This window comes from Streptomyces luteolifulvus (assembly GCF_008806595.1).
GTDB classification, from domain to species: domain Bacteria; phylum Actinomycetota; class Actinomycetes; order Streptomycetales; family Streptomycetaceae; genus Streptomyces; species Streptomyces luteolifulvus.
The window spans coordinates 222,916-245,522 of record NZ_VZRB01000008.1 but is presented as its reverse complement, the minus strand read 5'-3'; the positions used below and the strand labels follow the sequence as shown (position 1 = coordinate 245,522).

Sequence of the window (22,607 nt, the reverse complement as noted above, 5' to 3'; positions counted from 1 at the left end):
CGGGGAACGTCACCGTCCGCGCAACGCGCTCGTCGTCTCTCCGGTGCGCTTGCGGAGCAGAACGCGCAGGGTGTTGGCGTGCTCGTAGCCGACCTTGCGGGCGATGACCTCCAAGGGCAAATCGGTGGTCCGCAGCAGATGGGCGGCGCGCTCGACGCGCAGGTCCTGGAGGAAGCCGACCGGTGACGTGCCGAGGGTGCGGCGCACGGCCCGCTGGAGCGTGCGCTCGCTGACGCCGACGGCCCGTGCGCCGTCGGCGATCGAGACCGGCTCGTCCAGATGCACCCGGGCCCAGCGCTCGAAGGCCGCGAGCGTCGGGTCGCTCTGGGCGAGGGCCGCGGAGATGGTGTACGCCGCCTGGGAGGGGCGCTCGTCGACGACCAGATAGCGGGCGACCAGGTCGGCCAGGACGGGACTGCTCATCCGTACGATCGCGAGCGCCAGATCGACATGTCCGAACGCCGCTCCGGCTGTGGTGACACCGTCGGACGTGGTGACCATGCGTGTCTCGTCGACCGTGACCGCCGGGTAGCGCTTGCGGAAGTACGGTGCGAGCCACCAGCTCGTCGTGGCGCTGCGCCCGTCGAGGACGCCCGACTCGGCCAGCAGGAAGGTGCCCGTGCAGGCGGACGCGACGGGCGTCCGCCGTTCACGGGTCGCGGCCACCAGCCGGCGGACGGGCGTGGATTCCGCACCCGAGACATGGGCGATCAGGGCGTCGGGCCGCCGCTCCGCCAGAGCGGGCACCAGCAGCAGATCCGCCTCCCGCGCCGCGCCGACGGGGACGGTGTCGACCAGATGCCCCGCTCCCGTGCGGATCCGCCGGCGAAAGCCGATCTTGGTGATGGTCCAGGCGGGCGGCGGCTCCGGGAGCTCGTCGCGCATCGCGTTCGCCCCGTCGAGCACATCGAGGAGGGCGGCGAGCCCGGAGTCGAAGACACCGTCGTATGCCAGCACAGCCACATGCATGTCGGAAACGATATCGGACACGTCGTTTCCGACGCTGGGTGAGGCGATCGCCGCGGCCTAGATTCGTAGACGTCCGGACGAGATCCGGTGCCCGGTACCGGCACCGCACCTTCCACGACCACCACACATCGGGAGTGCACCATGAACAAGCTCGGACTGCTGGTACGGATCGAGGCCAAGCCCGAGTACGCGGACCGGGTCGAGGCTCTGCTGCGCGACGCGCTCCAGCTCGCGCAGCAGGAGGACCGCACCGTCGCCTGGTTCGCGTTCCGGCAGAGCGCCACCACCTTCGGGATCTTCGACTCCTTCGACGACGAGGAGGGACGCCAGGGACACCTCAAGGGCAGGATCGCCGCCGCGCTGATGGAGGCCGCCCCGACCATGCTCAGCGAGGCGCCGGACATCCGGCCGGTCGACCTCCTGGCGGTCAAGCTTCCCTGACCGTCCCGCACTGCCGGGCGGCAGCGCGCGGACCGTGCCGCCGCCCGGCGTCCCGCACCACCATCGACCGCGGACCCCGGCACCGGGGCCGCCGGAAGGACGGACCGCACCATGGCGCAGCCTGCCACGCACGACCGCACCACCACCGGTACCGCACCGGCCGGCCCGGCCCTCCCCGCCGGGACCCGTTCGCACACACACGTGGGAACCCCCGAAGGGCTACGCGGCCGCCGGTGCCCGTACGGGCCTCCAGCTGGCCCGGACGAGTCTCGACGGAAGCCTGCCGGAAGCCCCCATCTGCGGCACGCTCGGCTTCCGGCTGACCGCGACCGAGGAGGGGCTGGCCGTCTTCGAGGGCGAACCCGGGGAGCACCTCTTCAACCCCATGGGCACGGTCCACGGCGGCTATATGGCCGCGCTTCTCGACTCCGCGCTCGGGACGGCTGTCCTGACGGCCCTGCCGGCCGGTCGCGCGTACACCACTGTCCAGCTCGGCGTGCACCTGGTCAGGCCGGTGTTGGCCGACACACCCACGCTGCGCTGCGAGGGCCGGGCCGTCCATGTCGGCCGGACGACGGCCACCGCGCAGGCCCGGATCGTCGGAGCGACGGACGGCAGGCTGTATGCGCACGGGACGGCCACGTGCGCCGTCTTCGCACTGCCCGGCGCGGCCTGAGAGGCGGCTCAGCCCCGGGTGTCCTGCGGGTAGCCGAAGCGATGCTGCAGCCGGGCCGCCAGTACGGCGACGTCGTCCTCGGCGTGGCGTGCGTCCAGACGCGCGAGCACGGTGTCGAGGACCTCCTGGACGTCCGATCCGGCCTTGAAACCGACGCCGGCCAGCCGGTCCAGGGACTGGTCGATGTCCTCGCTCCGGTGCTCGACGAGCCCGTCGGTGAACAGCAGCAGCGTCTGGGCGGGGTCCAGCCGGAACGTGGCCGGTTCATAGCCGCCCAGCCCGGTGCCCAGCGGGGGGCCGACCGGCACCGGCAGCAGGGAGGTACGGCCCTCCGCGTCGATCACGGCCGGCGGCAGGTGCCCGGCGCTGGCCATCGTCACCTGGCTGCGGTTGGGGTCGATCTGTGCGATGAGACAGGTGGCGGGCCTGCGGTCCGACTCCTCGGAGGCCATGGTGTCCAGCTGGCGCAGCACCCGGTGCGGTGGCAGGTCCGCGGAGGCGATGTACCGCAGGGCCGAGCGGTACGCGCTCATGTCGACGGCGGCTTCCAGGCCGTGCCCCATGACGTCACCGACGACCAGCAGCGTACGGCCGAAGTGCAGCCGGATGGTCTCGCACCAGTCGCCGCCGACCAGAGCGCTGTCCCCGACGGGCAGATAGCGGATGGCGACGTCCAGGTTGGGGTGCGGTCGGCCCGGCTCGGCGAGCAGGGCCCGCTGCAGCTTGCCGATGATGCTGCTCACCGCGTCGTGTTCCCGGGCGTGCCGGATGTGGGAGGCCGCGTGTTCGGCGAGGAACGTCATGAACTCCGCCTCGGCACGGGTGTACGCCGCCTCGGCACGGGCGCACACCAGCACCCCGTAGTGATGCCCGGCGGTGGTCAGGGGCACCCACAGTGCGGTCCGGGGGCCGCCGGACTTCTGGTGGACGGCCTTGTTCTCCCCCAGGTCCGCGGCCTCTCGTGCCGCCGCCGCGACCTGCTGGGCGTCGGGAAGCAGCTCCTGGTTTCCGCTGACGGCCCGGTACTCCGTCTGGGCCTCCCGGCTGACGCTCAGCACCGCCGCCGCACCGCCGGCCTGCGCCACGGCCACCCGGGTCAGCTCGGCGCAGGTGGTGTTCTCGTCGAGCGTCGTGCCGATCCCGCCCACCGCTGAGCGCAGCGCGGCCGACACCGCGGGCGGCCGGGTCTCCCGGGCAGACGCGGCGCCGCCGACGGCATCCACCGTCGGCGGTCTGAACGGCTGTGACCAGTCCACCACACTGCCACCCTAACGGGGAGCCCCATGAAAGCCATGCCATGGCCACGTCAAGCATGCCTGGGCTCGGTGAATGCGCCTTGACCTGCAAGAGAAGCAAACGGGTGCAGCCGCGGTTCACCTCTCTTCGTAGTGGCTCGGCCTGCCGCCCCGTTCGACCAGGTGCCCCATACACCGTGCGGTATGACGGGGCATGAGGGACCAGCTCAGGTCTCTGCGGCGCAGGGCGACCGAATGCCAGGGGGTCGTCCAGGCGTCGGGGGCATTGAGGAGGCGGATGCCGAACTTGGGGGCTCCGACGGGCTGGGGGTGGATGGACAGGCGTACGGCGTGCGGATGCTGCTCGGCGATCAGGTCGCCCCACGCGCGGCTGCGCTGGATGACGCCGTACGCGCGCTGCCGGCATACGCGTTGCAGGGCCGAGCGGGTGCCGGTCCAGTCGGCCGTGTCCTCGACGAGGAAGCGGGTGATGCCGCGGTAGAGGGCGAGGGCCTGGGCGTCGGCACGGATCTCGGCGCGCAGGGCGTTCAGGGCGGGGGCGTGGCGGGCGTGGACGTGGGCGCGTTTGATGGCGTGCGGCAGGTCGCCGAGGACGTCGCGCAGGTCGAAGACCGACAGTCTGGAGAGGCTCAATCGGCCGATCTGGATTCGTAGTTCGTCGGCGTAGGCGTCTATGTGCGCGTCGGACACGTGGATGAGGTCACCGAAGACATGCCCGTCGGAGCAGATGATCACCTGGGCGCCGGGCGGGTAGAGGCGTTCGATGTCGCCGCACAGGGCGTTCAGGAAGCTGAGCGAGAGGCGTTCGCCCCGGTCGGGGAGGTGACCGAGGACCTTGGCGGGGTTGGGTGACTTGCAGGGGAATCCGGGCAGGGTGAAGACCACCGGGGCGCCCTGCCGTACGAAGTCGGCGATGCGGCGCAGCTGGTGGGGGAACTCCTGCGCGGTGGCGGGGGCCCGGTCGGTCGTACGGTGCCACGGCAGGAGCAGGTTCAGGATCGCGGCGCTGATGCTCGTGGTGCGCGTGGGGGACGTGGTCGTCAGCGGCATGGCAGGTCTCCGGCAGGCGGTTGTCAGAGGCGTCGGTCGTAGCCGACGGGCAGATGGTCGGTGCCGCGGCCCAGGACGGCCGGGATCCACTCGATGTCCGCGTCGTCGATGGCGAGGTGCAGGCCGGGCAGGCGGGCGAGCAGGGTGCCCAGGGCGATCCGGAGTTCGGCGCGGGCGAGGGCGGCGCCGGGGCAGAAGTGGATGCCGTGACCGAAGGCGAGGTGCGGGTTGGGGGTGCGGTCGAGGTCGAGGGTGTCGGGGTCGGGAAAGCGGCGTGGGTCGCGGTTGGCGGCGCACAGGGAGACGATCACGGAGTCCCCGGCCGGTACCCCGGTGCCGTGCAGAGCGTTGTCCTGGTCGAAGAAGCGCCAGGTGGTCAGCTCGAAGGCGCTGTCGTAGCGGAGGAGTTCCTCGACCGCGCGGGGCAGGAGGTCCGGGTCGTCGCGCAGGCGGGCGAGCTGGTCGGGGTTGCGGAAGAGAGCGATCAGGGCGGTCGCGATCTGGTTGGTGACCGGTTCCTGGCCCGCCACGAGAAGCTGGAAGATCATCGAGTCCAGCTGTGCCCGGGTCAGTTCGCGGCGGTCGCGGGCGGCCACGAGTCGGCCGAGCAGGTCGTCGCCGCCGTGTTCGCGTTGGTGGGTGACGACGTCCGCGATATAGCTCTGCAGGCCGTGCAGGCGGGCCTCGTACAGCGGACGTCCGGGATCGGTGGGGCCGACCGGCTGGACGACCTTGCCCCAGTCGCGGTCGAAGCGTGCCGACAGCTCCGGCGGAAGGCCGATGACCTCGGCGAGGACCTGGAAGGGGAAGTGGGCGGCGAAGCCGGTGACCAGGTCCGCGGGACCGGCCTCGGGCAGCGCGTCGACCAAGGCGTCGGCCAGCTCCTGGAAGCGGGGGCGGAGCTCCTCGATGCGGCGCGGAGTGAACGCGTCGGTGACGAAGCGCCGCATGCGGGTGTGCACCGGCGGGTCCTGGTGCAGGAGGTGGACCTGGAGCTGGGAGTGCTGCGGCTCGGGCATGATCGAGGCGCGGGCGCGCCAGCGGTCGTTCCCGCGGTCGTGGTTCTTGCCGAGGCGGTCGTCGTTGAGCGCCAAGTGCGCGGCGTCGTAGCCGGTGACGAGCCAGGCCTGGACGCCGCTGGGGAACAGGACGCGGTGGACCGGCCCGGCCTCGCGCATCCGCGCGTACAGGGGGTAGGGGTCGGCCTTGTAGGGGCAGCCCATCAGCGGGACGGGGTCCGGCAGGGGTTCCGCGTCGGTCGCGGGCATCGGTTCGTGGAGGGTCATGGGCGGGCTCCTCACAGAGCGAGTTCGGGTCGGTGGTGGTCCAGCCACAGGGAGAGGTCGACGACGCGTTCGAGGCGCAGGCGGTGGCCCCACTCCAGCCGGTCGGGCGGGGTGTCCAGGCAGGGCTTGATCAGGGTTTCGTCGGCGAGAGCGCGGACCTGTTCCATGGCCAGGGCCTCGCGGGCCATGTCCTGAAGGCCGCGGGTGTAGTCGGGGTGGTGGGTGGCCGGGTAGTGGTTCTTGGGGCGGTACAGCACCGAGTCGGGGGCCAGACCGGCGCCCATGGCGCGCAGCAGGCTCTTCTCCCGGCCGTCGAAGCTCTTCAGCGCCCAGGGGGTGGTGAAGGCGTACTCGACGAGGCGGTGATCGCAGTAGGGGACGCGGACCTCCAGACCCTGCGCCATGCTCAAGCGGTCCTTGCGGTGCAGGAGTTGGCGCAGCCAGCGGGTCAGGGACAGGTGCTGCATCTCGCGTTGGCGGTGCTCGGCGGGGGTCTCGCCGTCCAGGTGCGGTACAGCGGCCAGCGCGGTGCGGTAGGTGTCGTCGCGGAACTCGCCGATGCGCAGGTCGAGTTCGGGGTTGAGTGGCATGGCGGCCTCGTCGCCGGTGACCAGCAGCCACGGGAAGGTCTGTGCGTCGAGCGCCTTCGGACGGTGGAACCATGGGTAGCCGCCGAAGACCTCGTCCGCCGCCTCGCCGGACAGCGCGACGGTCGAGTGCCGTCGTATCTCCCCGAACAGCAGATACAGCGAGGTGTCCATGTCCCCGACACCGATGGGCGAGTCCCGCGCCACGACGACCGCCCTGCGGTGCTCGGGGTCGAGCAGGGTTCGCGGGTCCAGTACGACGGTGCTGTGGTCGGTGCCGATGAAGGTGCCGGCTTCGATGGCGTACGGAGTGTCGTGGCCGGTGCGCAGCACATCGCCGGTGAACTGTCCAGCCTGGTCGCTGTAGTCGACGGCGTAGGAACGGATCCGGGTGTCCGGGCCCTCGCGCAGCCGGAGTTCGTCGGCGAGCAGGGCGGTCAGGACGGTGGAGTCGAGGCCGCCGGACAGCAGGCTGCACAGCGGCACGTCGGCCTCCAACCGGCTGCGGGCCGCCGCCCCGACCAGCTCACCGACCCGCTCGACCGTCGCATCCCGGTCGCCCTCGTGGGCACTGGCCTCCAGTTGCCAGTAGCGGCGTTCACGCATGCCGTCGCGGTCCAGGACGAGCAGATGGCCGGGCTCGACCTCGCGCACTCCGGACCAGATCGTCGGGCCGGTGTTGAACAGCAGGCTGTACGCCTCCCGCAGTCCGTCCGCGTCCACGCGGGGCCGTATCTCCGGGTGGGCGAACAGGGCCTTGGGTTCGGAGGCGAAGGCCAGGCCGCCGTCGACGGCGGCCCAGAAGAGGGGCTTCACACCGAGGCGGTCGCGGACCAGCAGCAGGCGCTGCTCTCGTTCGTCCCAGACGGCGAAGGCGAACATGCCGTCCAAGTGCTCGGCGGCCCTCTCACCCCACTCGATGTAGGCGCGCAGCACCACCTCGGTGTCGCTGCGGGTGCGGAAGTGATGGCCGTGGGCGCGGAGTTGGGAGCGGAGTGCGTGGTGGTTGTAGACCTCGCCGCTGTAGCCGAGCACGACCGTCGGCTCGTCGGGCCGGTCGGTCATCGGCTGGGTGCCGCCTGCGATGTCGATGACGGCCAGGCGGCGGTGACCGATCGCGGCTCGCTCACCGAGCCAGACGCCGCCCGCGTCGGGGCCGCGCCGAGCGAGGGTGGCGGTCATGGCCTCGATGACCGGGGCCTGCGGACGGGCGTCGTGAGGGAAGGACGCCCAGCCGGTGATTCCGCACATGGGGGTGTCTCCTGGGTCAGATGTGGGCGGCGTCGGTGGGCTGCTCGGACACGGGAGCCCGTGACCGGCCGGGCACTGCGATGAGGGGTACGGCGAGACAGGCAGCGGCGGCCGCCAGCGCAATGCCGGCGTGCACGCCGTTGTCAGGACCGGCGAGGCCCCACACGGCGGTGGCGAGGGCGGGGCCGAGGGTGAAGCCGAGGCTGCGGGCGAGCTGCACGGTCGAGCCGACGGTGGCAAGGCGGTCCACCGGGGCCGCGCTCATGACCAGGGCCTGGGTGGGGCCGCCGTTGAGGCCCATGCCGACGCCGGCGAGGGCCAGCCGCCAGGCCACCTCCCCTGGTGCCCAGCCCTCCCCCAGCGGGACGAGCAGCAGCAGGCCGGCCGCGGTGAGGGCGGCGCCGGCGCCGGCCACAGGGCGGGCGCCGTACCGGTCGGCGAGACGTCCGCCCAGTGGCCCGGCAAGGCCCATACCGAGCGGGAAGGCAAGGACGGTCAGCCCGGTCGTCGTGGCACTGACGCCGTGGTCGCGCTGGAGGTGCAGGGCGACGACGTAGTGCAGGGCGGCGAAACCGGCCCCGAGCGACAGCACTGCCCCGTGCGCCCGGAACAGCCCCGAGACGCGCAGCACGCCGGTCACCGGACGCCCACCCGGGCCGCGCAGCCACCACCAAAGCGGTGGGATCGCGGCGAGCACCAGCCCCAGCCACCACGGTTCGTGCGAGGCGAGGGTCAGCGCCAGCAGCAGGGCGGCCACGCCGGCGGCCACCAGCAGGGCGTCCGCCAGTGATCGGCCATCGGGCCGCCGCAGTCGGCCGTCCCCCGGCATCGCGTGCCACGCCACGGCGAGGGCGAGCAGACAGAAGGGGATCTTGACGAGGAAGACCGCGTGCCAGCCGAAGTGGTCCAGCAGCAGCCCGCCCACCGCCGGTCCGGTCACCGCGCCCAGCGGACCCAGGGTCGCGGGCACGCTCATCGCCCGCCCCCGCAGCTCCGGACGCACCGAGCGCATCGCGAGCACCGGCATCAGCACGAACAGGGCGGCCCCGAAGGCGCCCTGCACGAGCCGGGCGGCGATCAGCCAGGCCGCCCAGGGCGCGGCGGCCGCCAGCGCGCTGAACAGGCCGAAGCCGACGATGGACAGCATCACCGCGGAACGCGTGCCGACGCCGTCCAGCCATTGCCCGACGGGCAACAGCAGGGCGACGACGGGAAGTTGATACCCCAGGACCGCCCACTGGGCGGTCGCGGCGGACACCTGCAGTCCGTCGGCGATGTCCGCCAGGGCCACATTGACGATGTTCATGTCGAGCATCGCCACGAAGGCCAGCACGCCCGACACGGCCACCAGCAGCCGGCGGTCCTCACGAACCAGTGGGTGACCGGGCTGTTCCGGGCCGGAATCGTGAGGGGTCACCGATCCGCCCTCGCCTTCGAGGGCGGGCTGCCTCGTTCCACACGTCCGGCTTCTTCGTCGTCGGCCGGGGCACGATGGTCGAAGGCGATCAGCGGGTCCCCTGTCAACGGGTGGTCGACGACGGCCGCCCGTACACCGAACACCTCGGCCATCAACCCTGGTGTGAGGACGTCACGCGGCCGGCCCGAGGCGACCACGGTTCCGGCGTGCAGCACATGCAGCCGGTCGCACACCGAGGCGGCCGCGTTGAGGTCGTGCAGCGACACGAGGGTCGTACGGCGCTGGGTGCGCAGCAGGGCGAGCAGCTCCACCTGGTGGCGGACGTCGAGGTGGTTGGTCGGCTCGTCCAGGACGAGGACGTCCGGGTCCTGGGCGAACGCCCTTGCCAGCAGGACCCGTTGGCGCTCGCCTCCGGACAGGGCCGTGAAGCGGCGTCCGGCGTGCCCGTCCATGCCCACGTCCGCCAGGGCGCGGGCCACGATGTCCCGGTCGGCGGCGTCCTCTGCGGCGAAGGCCCGCTTGTAGGGCGTACGGCCCATGGAGACGACCTCGCGCACGGTCAGCTCGAAGTCGGCGCCGCGTTCCTGCGGGAGCGCGGCCACATGCCGGGCCGAGCGGACCGGGGTCATCTCCCGGATGTCCGCGCCGTCGAGGAGCACCCGGCCCGCCACGGGCTTCAGATGCCGGTAGACCGTGCGCAGGAGGGTGGACTTGCCGCTGCCGTTGGGCCCGACCAGGCCGGTGATCTCGCCCTCGGCCGCCACCAGATGGGCGCCCGTGACGACCGTACGGCCTGCGTAGGCGATCTGAAGGTCCTCGATGTCGATCCTCAACTGCCGCTCCCCGGGCGCCGGTCCAGCAGATACAGCAGGGCCGGAGCCCCCAGCAGCGCCGTCACCACACCCACCGGCAGCTCCTGTGTGTCCATCGCGGTACGGCAGACGATGTCGACCACGACCAGCAGCAGGGCGCCGAACAGCGCGGAGACGGGCAGGAGCCGTCGGTGGTCGCCGCCGACGACCGGACGGCAGGCGTGCGGCACCATCAGCGCGACGAAGCCGATCGCGCCGGAGACGGCCACGAGGACGCCGGTCAGCACACTGGTCACCGCGAACAGCTCGCGGCGCAGCCGCGTCACGTCGATCCCGACGCCGGCCGCCGTCTCGTCGCCCATCAGCAGGGCGTTCAGACCGCGGGCGCGGGCCTGGAGCCACAGCCCGGCGAGGGGAACCGCCACCGCGGGGACCGCCAGCAGCTCCCAGTCGGCTCCGCTGAGGCTGCCCATGAGCCAGAACAGCACGCTGTGCGTCTGCTGTTCGTCCCCGGCCCGGAGCACCAGATAGCTGGTGAAGCCGGACAGGAACTGGCCGATCGCGACCCCGGCCAGCACCAGCCGGAGCGGGGCGAAGCCCCCGCCGCGCCGGGCCACCGCCCACACGAGCGCGAAGGTGGCCAGGGCTCCGGCGAAGGCGGCACCGGACAGGCCCAGGCCCAGGGTCCCGCCCGCCCCTAGGCCGAGCACGATGGCGGCGACCGCCCCGAGGGAGGCGCCGTTGGAGATGCCCAGGAGGTAGGGGTCGGCGAGCGGGTTGCGCACCAGCGCCTGCACCGCCGTACCGACGAGGCCGAGTCCCGCGCCGACGAGAGCGGCCAACAGGGCGCGCGGGACGCGGAGTTGCCACACGATCAGGTCGTTCGTTCCGGGGCGTGCCGGCTCGCCGGACAGCCGCCGCCACACCACGCTCCACACCTCAGCGGGCGGGACGGCCGTCGATCCCCATGCCACGGCGGCCGTCAGCGCGGCCAGTAACGCCACACCCAGGACGGCCGCCGGCGGCCCGGCGGGCAGAGTGCGCGTCTGAGAGGCCTCGGGGTCCGCGGCCTTCCGGCGCACCGGTGTGAAGGCCACGGTCAGCCGACCTTGCCCGGGTAGAGGGTCTTGGCGATGGTCTCGACGGTGTCGGCGTTCCCGACGCCGGCGATGGTGGTCCGCTCGGAGCCGATGCGCAGGAAGTGGCCTTCCTTCACCGCCTTGAGGCCCTTGGTGGCCGCGTTGGACTTCAGCCACTTCTCGGCCTCGTCGTACGCCGTGTCGTTCGCCGCCTCGCTGCCGCGGTTGCGGACCGCGAGCTGGATCCAGTCCGGGTTCTTGGCGATGACGTCCTCCCAGCCGACCTGCTGGTGGTCGCCGTCGCAGCCGGCGAAGACGTTGCGTGCGCCGGCCAGGGTGATCACGGCGTTGGCGATCTGGCGGTTGCAGACGACGGTGGGCTGCTTGGTGCCGGCGTCGTAGTCGAAGAAGAAGTACGTCGGCCGCGCGCTCTGTGCCGTGCCGCGGACCGCCTTCTGGACGGAGTCCACCGTCTGCTGCATCCCGGCGACGAGTTCCTTCGCCTTCGCACCGGTGCCGGTGACCGCGCCGAGGGAGATGATGTCGGCCTCGACGGCGGACAGATCGGTGAGCGCGCCCTTGCCGGTGGCGGCGCAGGCGGTGGACTTCAGAGACATGTGCTTGATCCCGGCGGCCTTGAACTCCTCCTCGGTCGGGGCATCGCCCATGCCGCCGCCCATGGTCATCGAGGCGAAGGTGTCGAGGTACAGATCGGCACCCGAGCCGAGCAGCTTTTCCTTCGGGATGACGGTGTCGCTGAGCACCTTCACCTTCTGCGCCTCGGCGTCGAGTTCGCCGGGCAGGGTGCCCTTGCCGGGCGGGAAGCCGGTGCCGATCACCCGGTCGCCGGCGCCGAGGCGGAGCAGCAGTTCAAGGCTGGAGGCGTTGCTGGTGACGATCCTCTCGGGCGCTTTGGAGAAGGTGGTCCTGACGCCCCTGCAGTCGGTGACGGAGACCGGGTGGGCACCGGAGACGGACTTCCCGGCACTCTCGTCCGTCGCCTCCTTCTCTCCGCCGCCGCAGCCGGCCGCCAGCAGCCCGGTCAGTACGACGGCAGCGGCACCGCCCCATGCACGAGAACGCATCGAACAACTCCCCGATCCCCTAGGTACGCGGGCGAACTTCCGTCACCCGGTCCAGTAGTCGGGACGAACCCCGCCTGAGTTCCCGCCAGTTGGGGACTGCTGCCAGTGCGGGCTCGTCCGCCTCGTCCAGGAGGTCCATCAGGGTCGCCCGGGCCCGCGCCACGCGGGAGCGGACCGTGCCGACCGGGCAGCGGCTGACCTCGGCGGCCTCCGCGTAGGGCAGGCCGATCAGTTGAGTGAGGACGAACGCCTCCCGGCGCTCGTCGGGCAGGGAAGCCAGCAGATCCAGCAGGGCGACGCCGTCGTCGAAGCCGGGGATGTTCTGCGGCTGGGTCCGCTCGACGGCCACCTGCCAGTCCGCCACGTCGGACAGCCGGGGCCGGGTGGCGGCGTAGCGGTAGTTGTCGATGACGGCACGGCGGGCGATGGACAGCAGCCAGGCACGCGCCGAGGAACGGCCCTCGAAGCGGTGCAGGCTGCCGAGTGCCCGCAGGAACGTGTCCTGCGCGAGGTCGTCGACCGCCTGCGGGTCGGCGCACAGATGGGCGACGTAGCGCTGGACGTCGCGGTGCAGGGCCCGTACGAACTGATCCACGGCAGCCGCGTCACCGCCTCGGGCGGCGAGCGCCCATGCGGTGATCGATTCGTCGGCCGATGCCGTCGGGTCGGGTGTGCGGCGCGAGGTGGGCAGGGCAGAGGTGATCACCAGGTGTCCTTCTCGGGATCCGTGATCCGGACGCGGACGCGCGAAGGCGCGGGTGGTCCGGTGAGTGGGGGGGACGGCCCTACGTCGCGGCGCCGCGGCGCGATGGCGCTACGACGCGTGTGTGCGGGCGTACGACCGGGGCCCGAGGCACGCAGGGGCGGCCTCGGGTGACCAGCTGTCGTCAGACGACAGCCGTCCCCGCCGGAGGACCCCGAGAGGTGATGGCGTGGACGAGAAGGAGCAGAGCCGGCGCCCGGTCCGAGCGCGGACGGCGCAGCCGAAGGCGCGGACGGCCCGGTGTGACCGGCAGGCAGAGCAGCACCCGCAGGGGCGCCGCCAGCCGTCCGGCCACCGCCCGCAGGATGCGGAACGCGGCCTTCTCCCCGTATGCCAGCCACAGACCGCACAGCAGCGCGGCCAGCAGGTGCGCGGCGAGCATGCCGAACGACGACGAACCACCGTCGCCCACCGTTTGCCCCGGGTGACCCATGTGGCCGATGCCCGTGTGGCTCATGCCCAGGTGGCCCCCGTCCATGGAGCCCCTCGGCATGGAGTCCATCGGTAGGGAGCCCATGTCCATGAGGTCCGGACCGCCGGACGCCGACTGTGCCGACGAGAACGCCTCGTGCAGCACCGTCTGGGCGGCGACCACGACCGCCACGATCAACGGCAGCCCGCGCTCACGACCCGCCAGACACCAGCCCGCGACAGCGGTCAGGGCCCCGCCGCCGGCCAGTGTCCGGGCCGGCACGTCACTCCCGGACATCAGGACGTGACCCAGGGCGGCGAGCAGCACACACACGGCCGCGAACACCGCGGCCCGTACCGTGCGAGAACACCACCCTGCTGTCATGGCGTCCTCATCCTCGCATCCGGACGCGGCCGTTGTGCGGGGGTACGGAAACACACCGGGGACCACACGCGATCCACCGCGTGTGATCCGCAGGGTGCTCAAGAGGCCCGGTCGCTCGGGCTGACCACGATCGCGAGGGCCTTGACGGGCCCGCTGTGCTCGAAGTGCAGCGTGAACGACACGAGGTCCCCCGCCCGCCACCCCGATGCGGGCCGCAGCGTGACGTCCAGTCCTCGGGGCGACATGGACAGCTCGCCGCCCGCGGGCACGGTGGCCGAGGCCACGCTGTCCCGGTAGGCCGCTCCGCTGCCGATCATGCGATGGCGGCTGAGCCCGATCTCTCCTCCGGTCTCTCCTCCTCCGGTCTCCGAGGACGTCACCGCGACCAACCGGTCGTCCGCGCCACCGGTGTTGGTGATGTCGAAGAAGGCCGCCGTCTGTGTGCTGTCGCCGTACGGCAGGAAGACCCGCCCGGACGTGACAGCGATCCGGGCCGGGCTGCCCGCCTTCCCGGCGTCGGCCCAGATGGTCAGTCCACCGAGGGCGAGGCTGAAGGCGAGGATCGGGGCGAGCGCGGCGAGCAGGGTGTCTTCCAGTCGGCGGCGAATGGGCCGGCGATGCTGTCCGGTCATCGCGTACGCCTCCGGGCGGGCGCGGGCTGCCATCCGCGCAGCCGCAGGCTGTTGGCGACCACCAGCACCGAGCTGGCGGACATCGCGGCGGCGGCGAGCATGGGGTTCAGCAGGCCGACCATGGCGAGCGGGACGGTGACGGCGTTGTATCCGAAGGCCCAGAAAAGGTTGACGCGGATCGTGCCCAGCGTGCGCCGGGCCAGCCGGACGGCGTCCGCCAGCGCCTCGATGTCTCCGCGTACGAGCGTGACGTCCGCGGCTCCGATGGCCACGTCCGTGCCGCTGCCCATGGCGATACCGAGGTCGGCGCGGGCCAGGGCGGCAGCGTCGTTCACGCCGTCGCCGATGACCGCGACCCGGTGGCCCCGCTTCTGAAGGCCCCGTACGAGGTCTGCCTTGTCCTCGGGGGTGCAGCGGGCGTGCGCCTCGTCGATGCCCAGGTCCATGGCCACCGCCTGGGCGGGGGCTTCCCGGTCACCGGTGGCGAGCACCGGGCGTACGCCGAGCCGCCGCAGCCGGTCGACGGCCCGGTAGCTGCCGGGCCGTACGACGTCCCCGACCTCCACGAGGGCCTCCGCCACCCCGTCCACGCGGACCAGGACGGGGGTGTGCGCGGCCGCTTCGGCGACCGCCATCGCGTCCCTGAGCGGGGCGGGCAACTCGTCGTCCGGGGCGAGGACTTCGACCGACCGTCCGTCGACCCGGCCGCGTACACCCCGCCCCGGCAGTGCCCCGAACTCGCCCACCTGGGGCAGCTGTTCACCCAGTTCCCGCCGGGCACACGCGGAGATGGCGCGGCCCAGCGGGTGCTCCGAGCCCTGCTCGACGGCCCCCGCCAGCCGCAGGACCGTGTCACGGCCGAGCCCGTCCGGTACGGCGGTGATCCGGGCGACGCTCATATGGCCGGAGGTGACGGTCCCGGTCTTGTCGAGGACGACCGCGTCGAGGTGCTGGAGTCCCTCCAGTGCCTGCGGACCGGTGACGAGCACGCCCAGCTGGGCCCCGCGCCCGGTCGCGGCCATCAGGGCGGTCGGGGTCGCCAGGCCGAGCGCGCACGGGCAGGCCACGACCAGGACGGCCACGCAGGCGGTGATCGCCGCCTGCGGATCGGCCCCGGCACCGAGCCAGAATCCCAGCGTCGTGACGGCCAGTGCCAGCACGACGGGCACGAAGACACCGGCCACCGAGTCGGCCAGCCGCTGCGCCCGCGCCTTGCCCGCCTGGGCCTCTGTCACCAGCCGGGTGATCCGGGCGAGTTGTGTGTCCGCGCCTACCGCGGTGGCCCGTACGAGCAGCAGCCCGCCCGCGTTGAGGGCACCACCGACCACGGCCGAGCCCGGCCCGACCTCCAGCGGCTCGGTCTCCCCGGTGACGAGGGACAGGTCGACAGCGGAACCGCCCTCGACCACCCGCCCATCGGTGGCGACCCGCTCGCCGGGCCGCACGAGGAAGTCCTGACCTGCGCCCAACTCCTCGATGGAGATGAGCCGTTCGACGCCTCGTTCCCGTACGGAGACTTCCTTGGCGGCGAGTTGGGCGAGCGACCGCAGCGCCGCCCCCGTCCCGCGCCGGGCGCGCGCCTCCAGGAAGCGGCCCGCCAGCACGAACAGAGGTACGCCGACGGCCGCTTCGAGGTAGAGGTGCGCGACGCCGTCCGAGGCGGACGGCACGAGGCTGAACGGCATCCGCATACCGGGATCGCCGGCGCCCCCGAAGAAGAGCGCGTACACGGACCACGAGAAGGACGCCGCCACGCCCAGTGAGACCAGCGTGTCCATGGTGGCCGCCGAGTGCCGCAGCCCGCGCAGCGCCCGTGTGTGGAACGGCCAGGCACCCCATACCGCGACGGGGGCGGCGAGCACGAAGCACAGCCACTGCCAGTTGCGGAACTGCAGGCCGGGGAGCATCGACAGCACGAGCACGGGAAGCGCGAGCAAGGCGGTGATCAGCAGCCGGTCGCGGTCCCGCCGGGCCTCCTGGGGCTCCTGGGCCTTGTCGCTGTCCGCACACCGCGGCTTCCTGGGCGGCTCGGGGAGCGCGGCGCTGTAGCCGGCCTTCTCCACGGCCGCGACAAGATCCTTCGAGCTGATCTCCACCGGATGACTCACCCGGGCGCGCCCGGTGGCGAGATTGACGGTCGCCGTGACGCCGTCCAGCCTGCCGAGCTTCTTCTCGACACGCTTCACGCAGGCAGCGCAGGTCATGCCGCCGACGATCAGATCTGTTGTCGCGAGGGCGGTCACGGATTCCGTGCCCATCAGTGGCCTGCCCCGAGCGGGCCGCCCGTGTCGCCCGCGTCCATGTCGTCCGCGTCCATGGTGCCCATGTCGTCGCTGTCCGCCCCGCCACTCCCGCCGCTGTCGCCAATGTCGCCGTGCATGCCGGGCGCCACCGGACCGGCGGCGGCGCCGACGACGTACGACACCGTGAACATCAGTGCCAGCAGCAGGAGGAAGCCACAGAGCGCAGGCGGAGGCACAAGCCTCCGGAAGCCCGCACCCGCTCCGGGGGAAGATTGCCGGGGCTCGTCCATCAACCGCGTCTCCAGGTCACAGGGCACGACCTCGGCCGATCCGAGCCGTGCTGCTTCAGGAGTCGGGTGAGGCTGGAGGGGAGTTCCAGGGCGGGCATGTGGCGCGCATCACATCACGGCTTCCCCTTGTCCGGCGCCTCGGATCGCTGGGGGTCCTCGCAGGTGATCTCGTCACGCGGCGTGTAGTGGGTACGGAACGGCTCCCGCTTCACTTCCTTCCCGTCGTCGTAGAAGACTCGCTCGACCGTGACGTCGAAGCCCTCCAGCGGGGTCTGCGGTACACACTTCTCGTCGGTGCTGACCTTCTCCTCCGGCTGTTTCACTTGGGTCCGGGGCCCCTTGACCGACTTGATCTCGTCGTACTTCCGGGTGCCGAGGAAGGTGACGGTCACCGATGTGTCGGTGGACTCGGCCTGGATGTAGATCGCGTTGCCGGAGTCGTTGGTGAACCGGAGATCGAGGCTGCCCCAGGCGACCGTGGCCTCACGGCCCTCCGGGTAGCGCTCGATGTAGAAGGAATGGGCGCCGTGCTCAACGGGCTGGACCCCGGCGAAGAACAGCGCGTTGAACACGGTCGTGGCCACGGCCGAGACACCACCGCCGGACGCCTTGGTGAACTGGTCGTCGAGGATCATGATGCCCTCGACGAAGCCATTGGCCTCGGTGCGCTCACCCACGGTCCGGTTGAAGCTCCATGTCTCGTCGGGCCTGACGAGGGAGCCGTTGATGAGCTGCACGGCCCGCCCGATGTTGTGCGTGCGGTACGCGGCCGGTTCGAAGTGGACGGTGAAGGAGGACATCCGCTCCGTCAGCCCCAGTTGCGCCGCGTTCTCGGCGGTCACCTCCGGCAGGATCCGTCGCGCGGCCACTTCCCCGGTGCGGGCGGCGCCCGCTTTGGTGAGCAGCGGCAGTACGGCCCGGCCCAGCGCCTTGTCGGTGATCTGTACGCCGGTCCGGGCGTCGTCGGCGACGACGACCTTCTCGCCGTCCAGTCCCAGTCCGGCGTTCTGCGCCGTGGTGGTGATGCCGGCAAGGGGGCGGGCCACCTCGGGGGCGGTGCGCAGACCCTTGGCGTCCAGCTTCGGTGTCAGCCTGCCGGTGGAGGCGTCCGGCCCCAGCGTCAGGTGCCGGCCCACAACGGCAGGGCTGATCGTGAACCGACTGCCGTCGACGGTGAGCGTGACGGGCGCCGACATGGCCGGCTGCGCGAAGTCGCGCACCGCTCGGCGCACCTCCTCCGCCGTGACCTTCGGCTCGGTCTCGCGGGCGGGCAGGGCCGTGACCTTGTCCGCCGCGCCCCGCAGGAAGGACGTCCGCAGGGTGCCGACCGCGGTGTCCACGTCCAGTGCGTGGCCGGTGCGCGGCGCGACCTGCTCGACCCGGCCGTTGACGAAAGTGACAGCGCCGTCACGGACCGTGTTGTCGAGCGACTTCGCCAGCTTCCCGAGAGCGGTGCGGGCCTTGCCCTCGTCGAGGCGTACGACCGGCTCGATATCACCCCCTGAGCGGAAGACCCCGCCGATCACGCTGAACGGATCGGAGGCGGTGCGCGCCGCCCGGTCGACGGTCTCCTCGGCGTCGAAGGTGAGTCCGGCCTGCCGCGGGTCGACGGTGCCGGTGCGGTCGCCGACCTTCACGGCCAGCTGCCGCGCGCCGGCCGCCGCCAGGTGACGGTCCAGCTTGCGGATGGCCTCCGCACGGCTGAGGCCCCCGATGTCCACCCCGCGCACCGTCGTACCCGCCTCGATGTCACCACCCGTGAGCAGGAGCGCGGCCAGATAGAAGCCGCCGAGGCCGACGGTCAGCGCACCGCCCGTCAGAGCGAGGGGCGGCACGGAGGCTATTCGGGGGCGCATGGGTCTCCCGGACGGGGATCAGTAGGCGATGCATCGAACGGCACAACGCCACGTACAGGGCAAGCACCCCAAGCTACTCAAACCCGATGTTAAGCACGTATGACCCAGATCACGCCCGGGGTCGGCCGCCGGCCAGAGCCCCGTGGACCCGTGGACCCGTGGCCCCGACGGAGGATCCTGGACTCGGGATGCGCATCGTCGTTGTCGTTTTCGTCCTGGTCGCCGCGAACCTGCTCAACAACTGGCTCGCGCGCGGCCCCTACGCGTACGTGCTGACGTGTGCGACCGCGACGGCCGTACTGCTGCTGATCGCCCGCTGGGACGGTCTCACCTCGGCCGATCTGGGGCTGGACGCGGCGGCCGTGCGCCGGGGACTGCGGTGGGCGCCGTTCCTGGCCGGCGCCGTCCTCATCGTCTTCCTGCTCCTTCTCGCCGTTCCGGCCGGCCGAGAGGCGTTCCGGGATGCCCGGGCCGTCGACCTGTCCGCGGGGCAGCTGATGTGGCGGGTGTTCGTGCGGGTCCCGTTCGGCACGGTGCTGCTGGAGGAGGTCGCCTTCCGCGGTGTTCTGTGGGCCATGCTCCGGCGCCGGTACGGAACGGCATGGGCCACCGCGGTGTCGTCACTGCTCTTCGGCCTCTGGCATCTGCTGCCGTCCCGCGGACTCAACCGCTCCAACACCGCCGTCGCAACGGCTTTCGGAAGCGGCTCGGCAGATGCGGCAGCGACCGTCGCGGCGGCCGTCGTGGCGATGGTCGCCGCCGGGGTGATCCTGTGCGAGCTGCGACGCCGCTCCGACAGCCTGCCGGCCCCGGCGGCACTGCACTGGTCGGTCAACGGCTTCGGCTACGCGCTGGCATGGGCGGCCCCCGGGTAGCGGCGTGCGGCGTGAACGCACAGGATCAAGCGCTGCTGCGACGTGCCTCGAACTCCCTCTTCGACGAGGGGCGTTCCGTCTGCCGCCCACCAGACGTTACCGTTCAGTAGACAATCGCTTCCGGAGGTGTCCGCATGACGCTCGACCGTTCCGCAGGCCTGGTGGAAACCGCCCGAGCACTGTCCGACGGGGAGGTGTCGTCCCGGGCTCTGGTGGAGCAGGCCCTGACACGGATCGAGGCCACACAGGCGACGGTGAACGCCTTCCGGGTCGTCCGTGCCGAGGCCGCGCTCGCCGAGGCCGAGGCCGCGGACAGGGAGCTGTCCGCCGGAGTGCGTCGGCCGCTGCTCGGGGTGCCGGTGGCCGTGAAGGACGACATGGACGTGGCCGGTGAGCCGACCGCGTTCGGCTGCCGGGGCGAGTTCCCTCCGGTCTCCGCCGACGGCGAGGCGGTACGTCGGCTGCGCGCGGCCGGAGCCGTGATCGTCGGCAAGACCAACACCTGCGAACTCGGGCAGTGGCCTTTCACCGAGGGACCCGCCTTCGGCGCCACCCGCAATCCATGGAACACGGGGCACACCCCGGGCGGCTCGTCGGGCGGTTCGGCCGCCGCCGTCGCCGCCGGGCTGGTACCGGCCGCGCTCGGTTCGGACGGTGCCGGTTCGGTGCGGATCCCGGCCTCCTGGACCCATCTGATCGGCATCAAGCCGCAGCGCGGCCGCATCTCCACCTGGCCGCGCGGCGAAGCCTTCCAGGGCATCACGGTCAACGGCACGCTCGCCCGTACGGTCGCCGACGCGGCTCTGCTGCTCGACGCGGCCAGCGGAAACCACGACCTCGACCCGCACCGGCCGGCCGCCCTCGACGTGTCCGCTGCCGTCGGCCGCGACCCCGGACGGCTGCGTATCGCGCTCTCCCTGAAGCCGCCGTTCACCGCGCTGCCCGCCCGGCTCCAGCCGGAGGTCTGCGCCCGGATCCTCGAACTCGCCGAGAAACTCACCTCGTTGGGACACACCGTCGAGGAGGCGGACCCACCGTACGGGCAGATCGGCCTCACCTTCATCCCCCGCGCCACGGTCGGCATCGCCGAGTACGTCCACGAGGCCCCCTTCCCCGCGCTCCTCGACCGCCGCACCCGCGACGCCGCCCGGCTGGGCAGGCTGCTGGACGGGGCCCCGCTGCGGGCGGCGCGGCGCGCGGAGGCGGTCCTGCATCGTCGTATCGGCGGATTCTTCACCTCGTACGACGTGATCCTCGCGCCGACGACCGCCGCACCCCCGCCGCGCATCGGCTCGATGCTGGAGCTGACCGGCCTGGCCACCGACCGCGCGATGATCGCGGCCTGCCCCTACGCCTGGCCGTGGAACGTGCTGGGCTGGCCCGGCGTCAATGTCCCCGCCGGTTTCGCCGGCGGCTCCTCCCTGCCGGTCGGCGCGCAGCTGCTGGGACCGGCGAACAGCGAGCTCCTGCTGGTCTCGCTCGCCGCGCAACTGGAGGCGGAGCTGCGCTGGCACGAGGTGTGGCCGCCCGAGCCGGTCGCCTCCGACGCCCCTGCGGCGTAGGTGCGTTCGGCAGGCTGGGGCGGCCGCGGCCCAGGCCAGGGGCCTCGCCGCGGCCGAGGCGAACGGCGCCGACTGCAGGGCCGACATGTTCGCCAAGGCACTCACCATGGGCGGCACGGGGCTGGGGCCGGCCCGTCAGCGCCGCCCTCGATGAACCAGAACGGGCAGGGCACGAAGGGGACTTCACCGCTGAACGGGGTCGTGCCGCCGTCCTCTCAGAAGGTGCCCGTGGAGAAGGACGAGGGGTGAGTCGGGCGGTCCGGGAGCGAGGCTCTACCGTGGCCCCGTGACTGCGTCTACCGAAGAGAACGTGCCCGGCCGCCACGGTGCCTTCGCCACCACCGAGGCCGACCCTCGCAAGGTGGGCCGGGTGCGCACGGAGTACTCGCCCGAACACGACGGGGACCCGGATCCGGGCGAGATCGTCTGGACCTGGGTCCCCTTCGAGGAGAACGACGGACGCGGCAAGGACCGGCCCGTGCTCGTCGTCGCCCGTGAGGCCGGCGGGACCTTCCTCGCCGTGCAGCTGTCCAGCAAGCGGCACGACGCGGACCGGGACTGGGTGCCGATCGGAAGCGGGCCGTGGGACCGGTCGGGGCGGGACTCGTGGGTGGACGTGGACCGGGTGCTGCGGCTGCACGAGGAGGGCATGCGCCGCGAGGCCTGCGCCCTCGACCGGATGCGGTTCAACCTGGTGCGGCACCGGCTGCGGGAGCGCTACGGCTGGAGCTGAGGCTCCACGTCGGGCAGGCGGCTCAGGGTCCGGCCGGCAGCTCACGCCCGGGAAACGCCCGTACGAACGCCTCCCGGGTCACGGCCCCCGGTGTGCGGTCGAGGATCCCGAACACCACCTGCTCGAACGTCCCGGCGAACCGTCCGCCGGGCCCGAGCAGCGCCCGGAAGGCGCCGGCCACCTGCGCCGGGTCGTTCCGGAACACCCCGCAGCCCCAGGCGCCCAGCACCAGGCGCCGGTAGCCGTGGGCCACGGCCGTCTCCAGGACCCGCTCGGCCCGTACGGCGAGGGCCTGCGGCAGCTCGCCCGCGCGTTCCGGAGCCCTCCGCTGGACGACGCCCGCGTTGGGCGCCGCAGCGGTCAGGAATCCGGCGGTGTACGGCTCGTCGAGGAGCCGGCCGCGGTCGTCCCGGAAGACCGGCACGGCGGGTGAATGGATGACACGGTCCGTGTAGAACGGGTCGCGGTGGGCCCGGTGGTGGTCGTAGAACTCCCGGACACCGACCAGGCACGTGTACAGCGCGGAGGCCCGGCACAGGGCCTCCTCCTGGGCCTGGGCGCCGTTGAGGTACCCGCCGCCCGGGTTGCGGGCCGAGGCGAAGTTCAGGACGGCCACCGGACCGGCGGCGACGAGCCGGCGGGCCGCCTCCAGGCTGCTCTCCCCCGTGACCTCGAACAGCGTGTCCACCGGAGGGACCGGTGGGGCCTCCACCGGTCCCGGCCCGTGCATCCGCGTACCGGAGCGGGCCGCCTCGGTCTCCGCCGAGATCGGCACCTCGTGCCCGTCCGGCGCGCGATAGGCCCCCGCCGCGACGATCTGCTCCGTCTGCTGTGCGATATCCCGCAGTCGCGCGCTCATGGCGCCACCCCCGTGTGCGCCATGACCGCGCGCCGCGCGATCTCCCCCGTCGTGCTCATGAACGCATCGTGAGCGATGCTGGTCATGCG

21 protein-coding genes and 1 pseudogene are annotated in these 22,607 nt (G+C 72.3%); 6 read left to right on the top strand and 16 right to left on the bottom strand.

The window, feature by feature from the left end; genetic code table 11:
• Positions 1-9: 9 nt before the first annotated feature.
• Entirely contained in the window at positions 10-969 is a 960-nt protein-coding gene (locus F7R91_RS15000) for a GlxA family transcriptional regulator (protein WP_150948730.1), read from the bottom strand.
• A gap of 141 nt (positions 970-1,110) precedes the next feature.
• Here F7R91_RS15000 and F7R91_RS14995 point away from each other — a divergent pair, with 141 nt between their 5' ends.
• Together F7R91_RS14995 and F7R91_RS14990 are read left to right on the top strand one after the other, a co-directional pair.
• Positions 1,111-1,410, top strand: coding sequence for a putative quinol monooxygenase (locus tag F7R91_RS14995; RefSeq protein ID WP_150948728.1), 300 nt, complete (start codon positions 1,111-1,113; stop codon positions 1,408-1,410).
• Positions 1,411-1,444: 34 nt separating this feature from the next.
• Positions 1,445-2,086 carry a PaaI family thioesterase gene (locus F7R91_RS14990; protein ID WP_225320654.1) on the top strand — a complete coding sequence of 214 codons (642 nt, stop codon included), beginning with the start codon at positions 1,445-1,447 and terminating at the stop codon, positions 2,084-2,086.
• Positions 2,087-2,094: 8 nt separating this feature from the next.
• On the opposite strand, the gene F7R91_RS14985 is transcribed toward F7R91_RS14990, so the two are convergent.
• From F7R91_RS14985 to F7R91_RS14920, 14 genes are all read right to left on the bottom strand, one after another.
• Positions 2,095-3,342, bottom strand: a complete 1,248-nt coding sequence (locus F7R91_RS14985; protein ID WP_225320653.1) for a PP2C family protein-serine/threonine phosphatase — start codon at positions 3,340-3,342, stop codon at positions 2,095-2,097.
• A gap of 117 nt (positions 3,343-3,459) precedes the next feature.
• A complete protein-coding gene (locus F7R91_RS14980; protein WP_150948720.1) occupies positions 3,460-4,392 on the bottom strand; it encodes an L-tyrosine/L-tryptophan isonitrile synthase family protein in 933 nt (310 codons plus the stop codon).
• Between the two features lie 23 nt (positions 4,393-4,415).
• The gene (locus tag F7R91_RS14975; RefSeq protein WP_150948715.1) at positions 4,416-5,678 is read right to left on the bottom strand and encodes a cytochrome P450 family protein; all 1,263 of its coding nucleotides are present in this window, start codon (positions 5,676-5,678) and stop codon (positions 4,416-4,418) included.
• 11 nt (positions 5,679-5,689) lie between these two features.
• A complete protein-coding gene (asnB, locus tag F7R91_RS14970; RefSeq protein ID WP_150948712.1) occupies positions 5,690-7,516 on the bottom strand; it encodes an asparagine synthase (glutamine-hydrolyzing) in 1,827 nt (608 codons plus the stop codon).
• Between the two features lie 16 nt (positions 7,517-7,532).
• A complete protein-coding gene (locus tag F7R91_RS14965; RefSeq protein ID WP_225320652.1) occupies positions 7,533-8,933 on the bottom strand; it encodes an MFS transporter in 1,401 nt (466 codons plus the stop codon).
• Positions 8,930-9,766 (bottom strand): ABC transporter ATP-binding protein, encoded by an 837-nt coding sequence (locus F7R91_RS14960; protein WP_191971491.1) that lies wholly within the window; start codon positions 9,764-9,766, stop codon positions 8,930-8,932. The genes F7R91_RS14965 and F7R91_RS14960 overlap by 4 nt, the downstream gene beginning before the upstream one ends.
• A complete protein-coding gene (locus F7R91_RS14955; RefSeq protein WP_150948709.1) occupies positions 9,763-10,842 on the bottom strand; it encodes a FecCD family ABC transporter permease in 1,080 nt (359 codons plus the stop codon). The genes F7R91_RS14960 and F7R91_RS14955 overlap by 4 nt, the downstream gene beginning before the upstream one ends.
• A 2-nt stretch (positions 10,843-10,844) precedes the next feature.
• Complete coding sequence (locus F7R91_RS14950) at positions 10,845-11,909, bottom strand: ABC transporter substrate-binding protein (RefSeq protein WP_191971490.1); 1,065 nt, start codon at positions 11,907-11,909, stop codon at positions 10,845-10,847.
• Between the two features lie 19 nt (positions 11,910-11,928).
• Positions 11,929-12,615 (bottom strand): sigma-70 family RNA polymerase sigma factor, encoded by a 687-nt coding sequence (locus tag F7R91_RS14945; protein ID WP_150948706.1) that lies wholly within the window; start codon positions 12,613-12,615, stop codon positions 11,929-11,931.
• 181 nt (positions 12,616-12,796) lie between these two features.
• A complete protein-coding gene (locus F7R91_RS14940) occupies positions 12,797-13,468 on the bottom strand; it encodes a hypothetical protein (RefSeq protein WP_150948704.1) in 672 nt (223 codons plus the stop codon).
• Positions 13,469-13,566: 98 nt separating this feature from the next.
• A complete protein-coding gene (locus tag F7R91_RS14935) occupies positions 13,567-14,100 on the bottom strand; it encodes a copper chaperone PCu(A)C (RefSeq protein ID WP_150948701.1) in 534 nt (177 codons plus the stop codon).
• A complete protein-coding gene (locus F7R91_RS14930; protein WP_150948698.1) occupies positions 14,097-16,358 on the bottom strand; it encodes a heavy metal translocating P-type ATPase in 2,262 nt (753 codons plus the stop codon). The genes F7R91_RS14935 and F7R91_RS14930 overlap by 4 nt, the downstream gene beginning before the upstream one ends.
• Positions 16,358-16,633: a hypothetical protein gene (locus F7R91_RS14925; protein ID WP_150948696.1), complete on the bottom strand. Its 276-nt coding sequence runs from the start codon at positions 16,631-16,633 to the stop codon at positions 16,358-16,360. Before F7R91_RS14925 ends, F7R91_RS14930 begins: the two co-directional genes overlap by 1 nt.
• Before the next feature lie 113 nt (positions 16,634-16,746).
• A complete protein-coding gene (locus F7R91_RS14920) occupies positions 16,747-18,489 on the bottom strand; it encodes a VanW family protein (protein ID WP_150948693.1) in 1,743 nt (580 codons plus the stop codon).
• A gap of 188 nt (positions 18,490-18,677) precedes the next feature.
• Here F7R91_RS14920 and F7R91_RS14915 point away from each other — a divergent pair, with 188 nt between their 5' ends.
• From F7R91_RS14915 to F7R91_RS14900, 4 genes and pseudogenes are all read left to right on the top strand, one after another.
• A complete protein-coding gene (locus F7R91_RS14915; RefSeq protein WP_150948687.1) occupies positions 18,678-19,364 on the top strand; it encodes a CPBP family intramembrane glutamic endopeptidase in 687 nt (228 codons plus the stop codon).
• 134 nt (positions 19,365-19,498) lie between these two features.
• Complete coding sequence (locus tag F7R91_RS14910; protein ID WP_150948685.1) at positions 19,499-20,926, top strand: amidase; 1,428 nt, start codon at positions 19,499-19,501, stop codon at positions 20,924-20,926.
• Positions 20,927-20,987: 61 nt separating this feature from the next.
• Positions 20,988-21,175: pseudogene (locus F7R91_RS42715) on the top strand (flotillin family protein); the annotation flags it as partial.
• A gap of 37 nt (positions 21,176-21,212) precedes the next feature.
• Positions 21,213-21,659, top strand: a complete 447-nt coding sequence (locus tag F7R91_RS14900) for a type II toxin-antitoxin system PemK/MazF family toxin (protein WP_150948682.1) — start codon at positions 21,213-21,215, stop codon at positions 21,657-21,659.
• Positions 21,660-21,681: 22 nt separating this feature from the next.
• On the opposite strand, the gene F7R91_RS14895 is transcribed toward F7R91_RS14900, so the two are convergent.
• The gene (locus F7R91_RS14895) at positions 21,682-22,518 is read right to left on the bottom strand and encodes a TIGR02452 family protein (RefSeq protein WP_191971489.1); all 837 of its coding nucleotides are present in this window, start codon (positions 22,516-22,518) and stop codon (positions 21,682-21,684) included.
• Between the last annotated feature and the right edge of the window lie 89 nt (positions 22,519-22,607).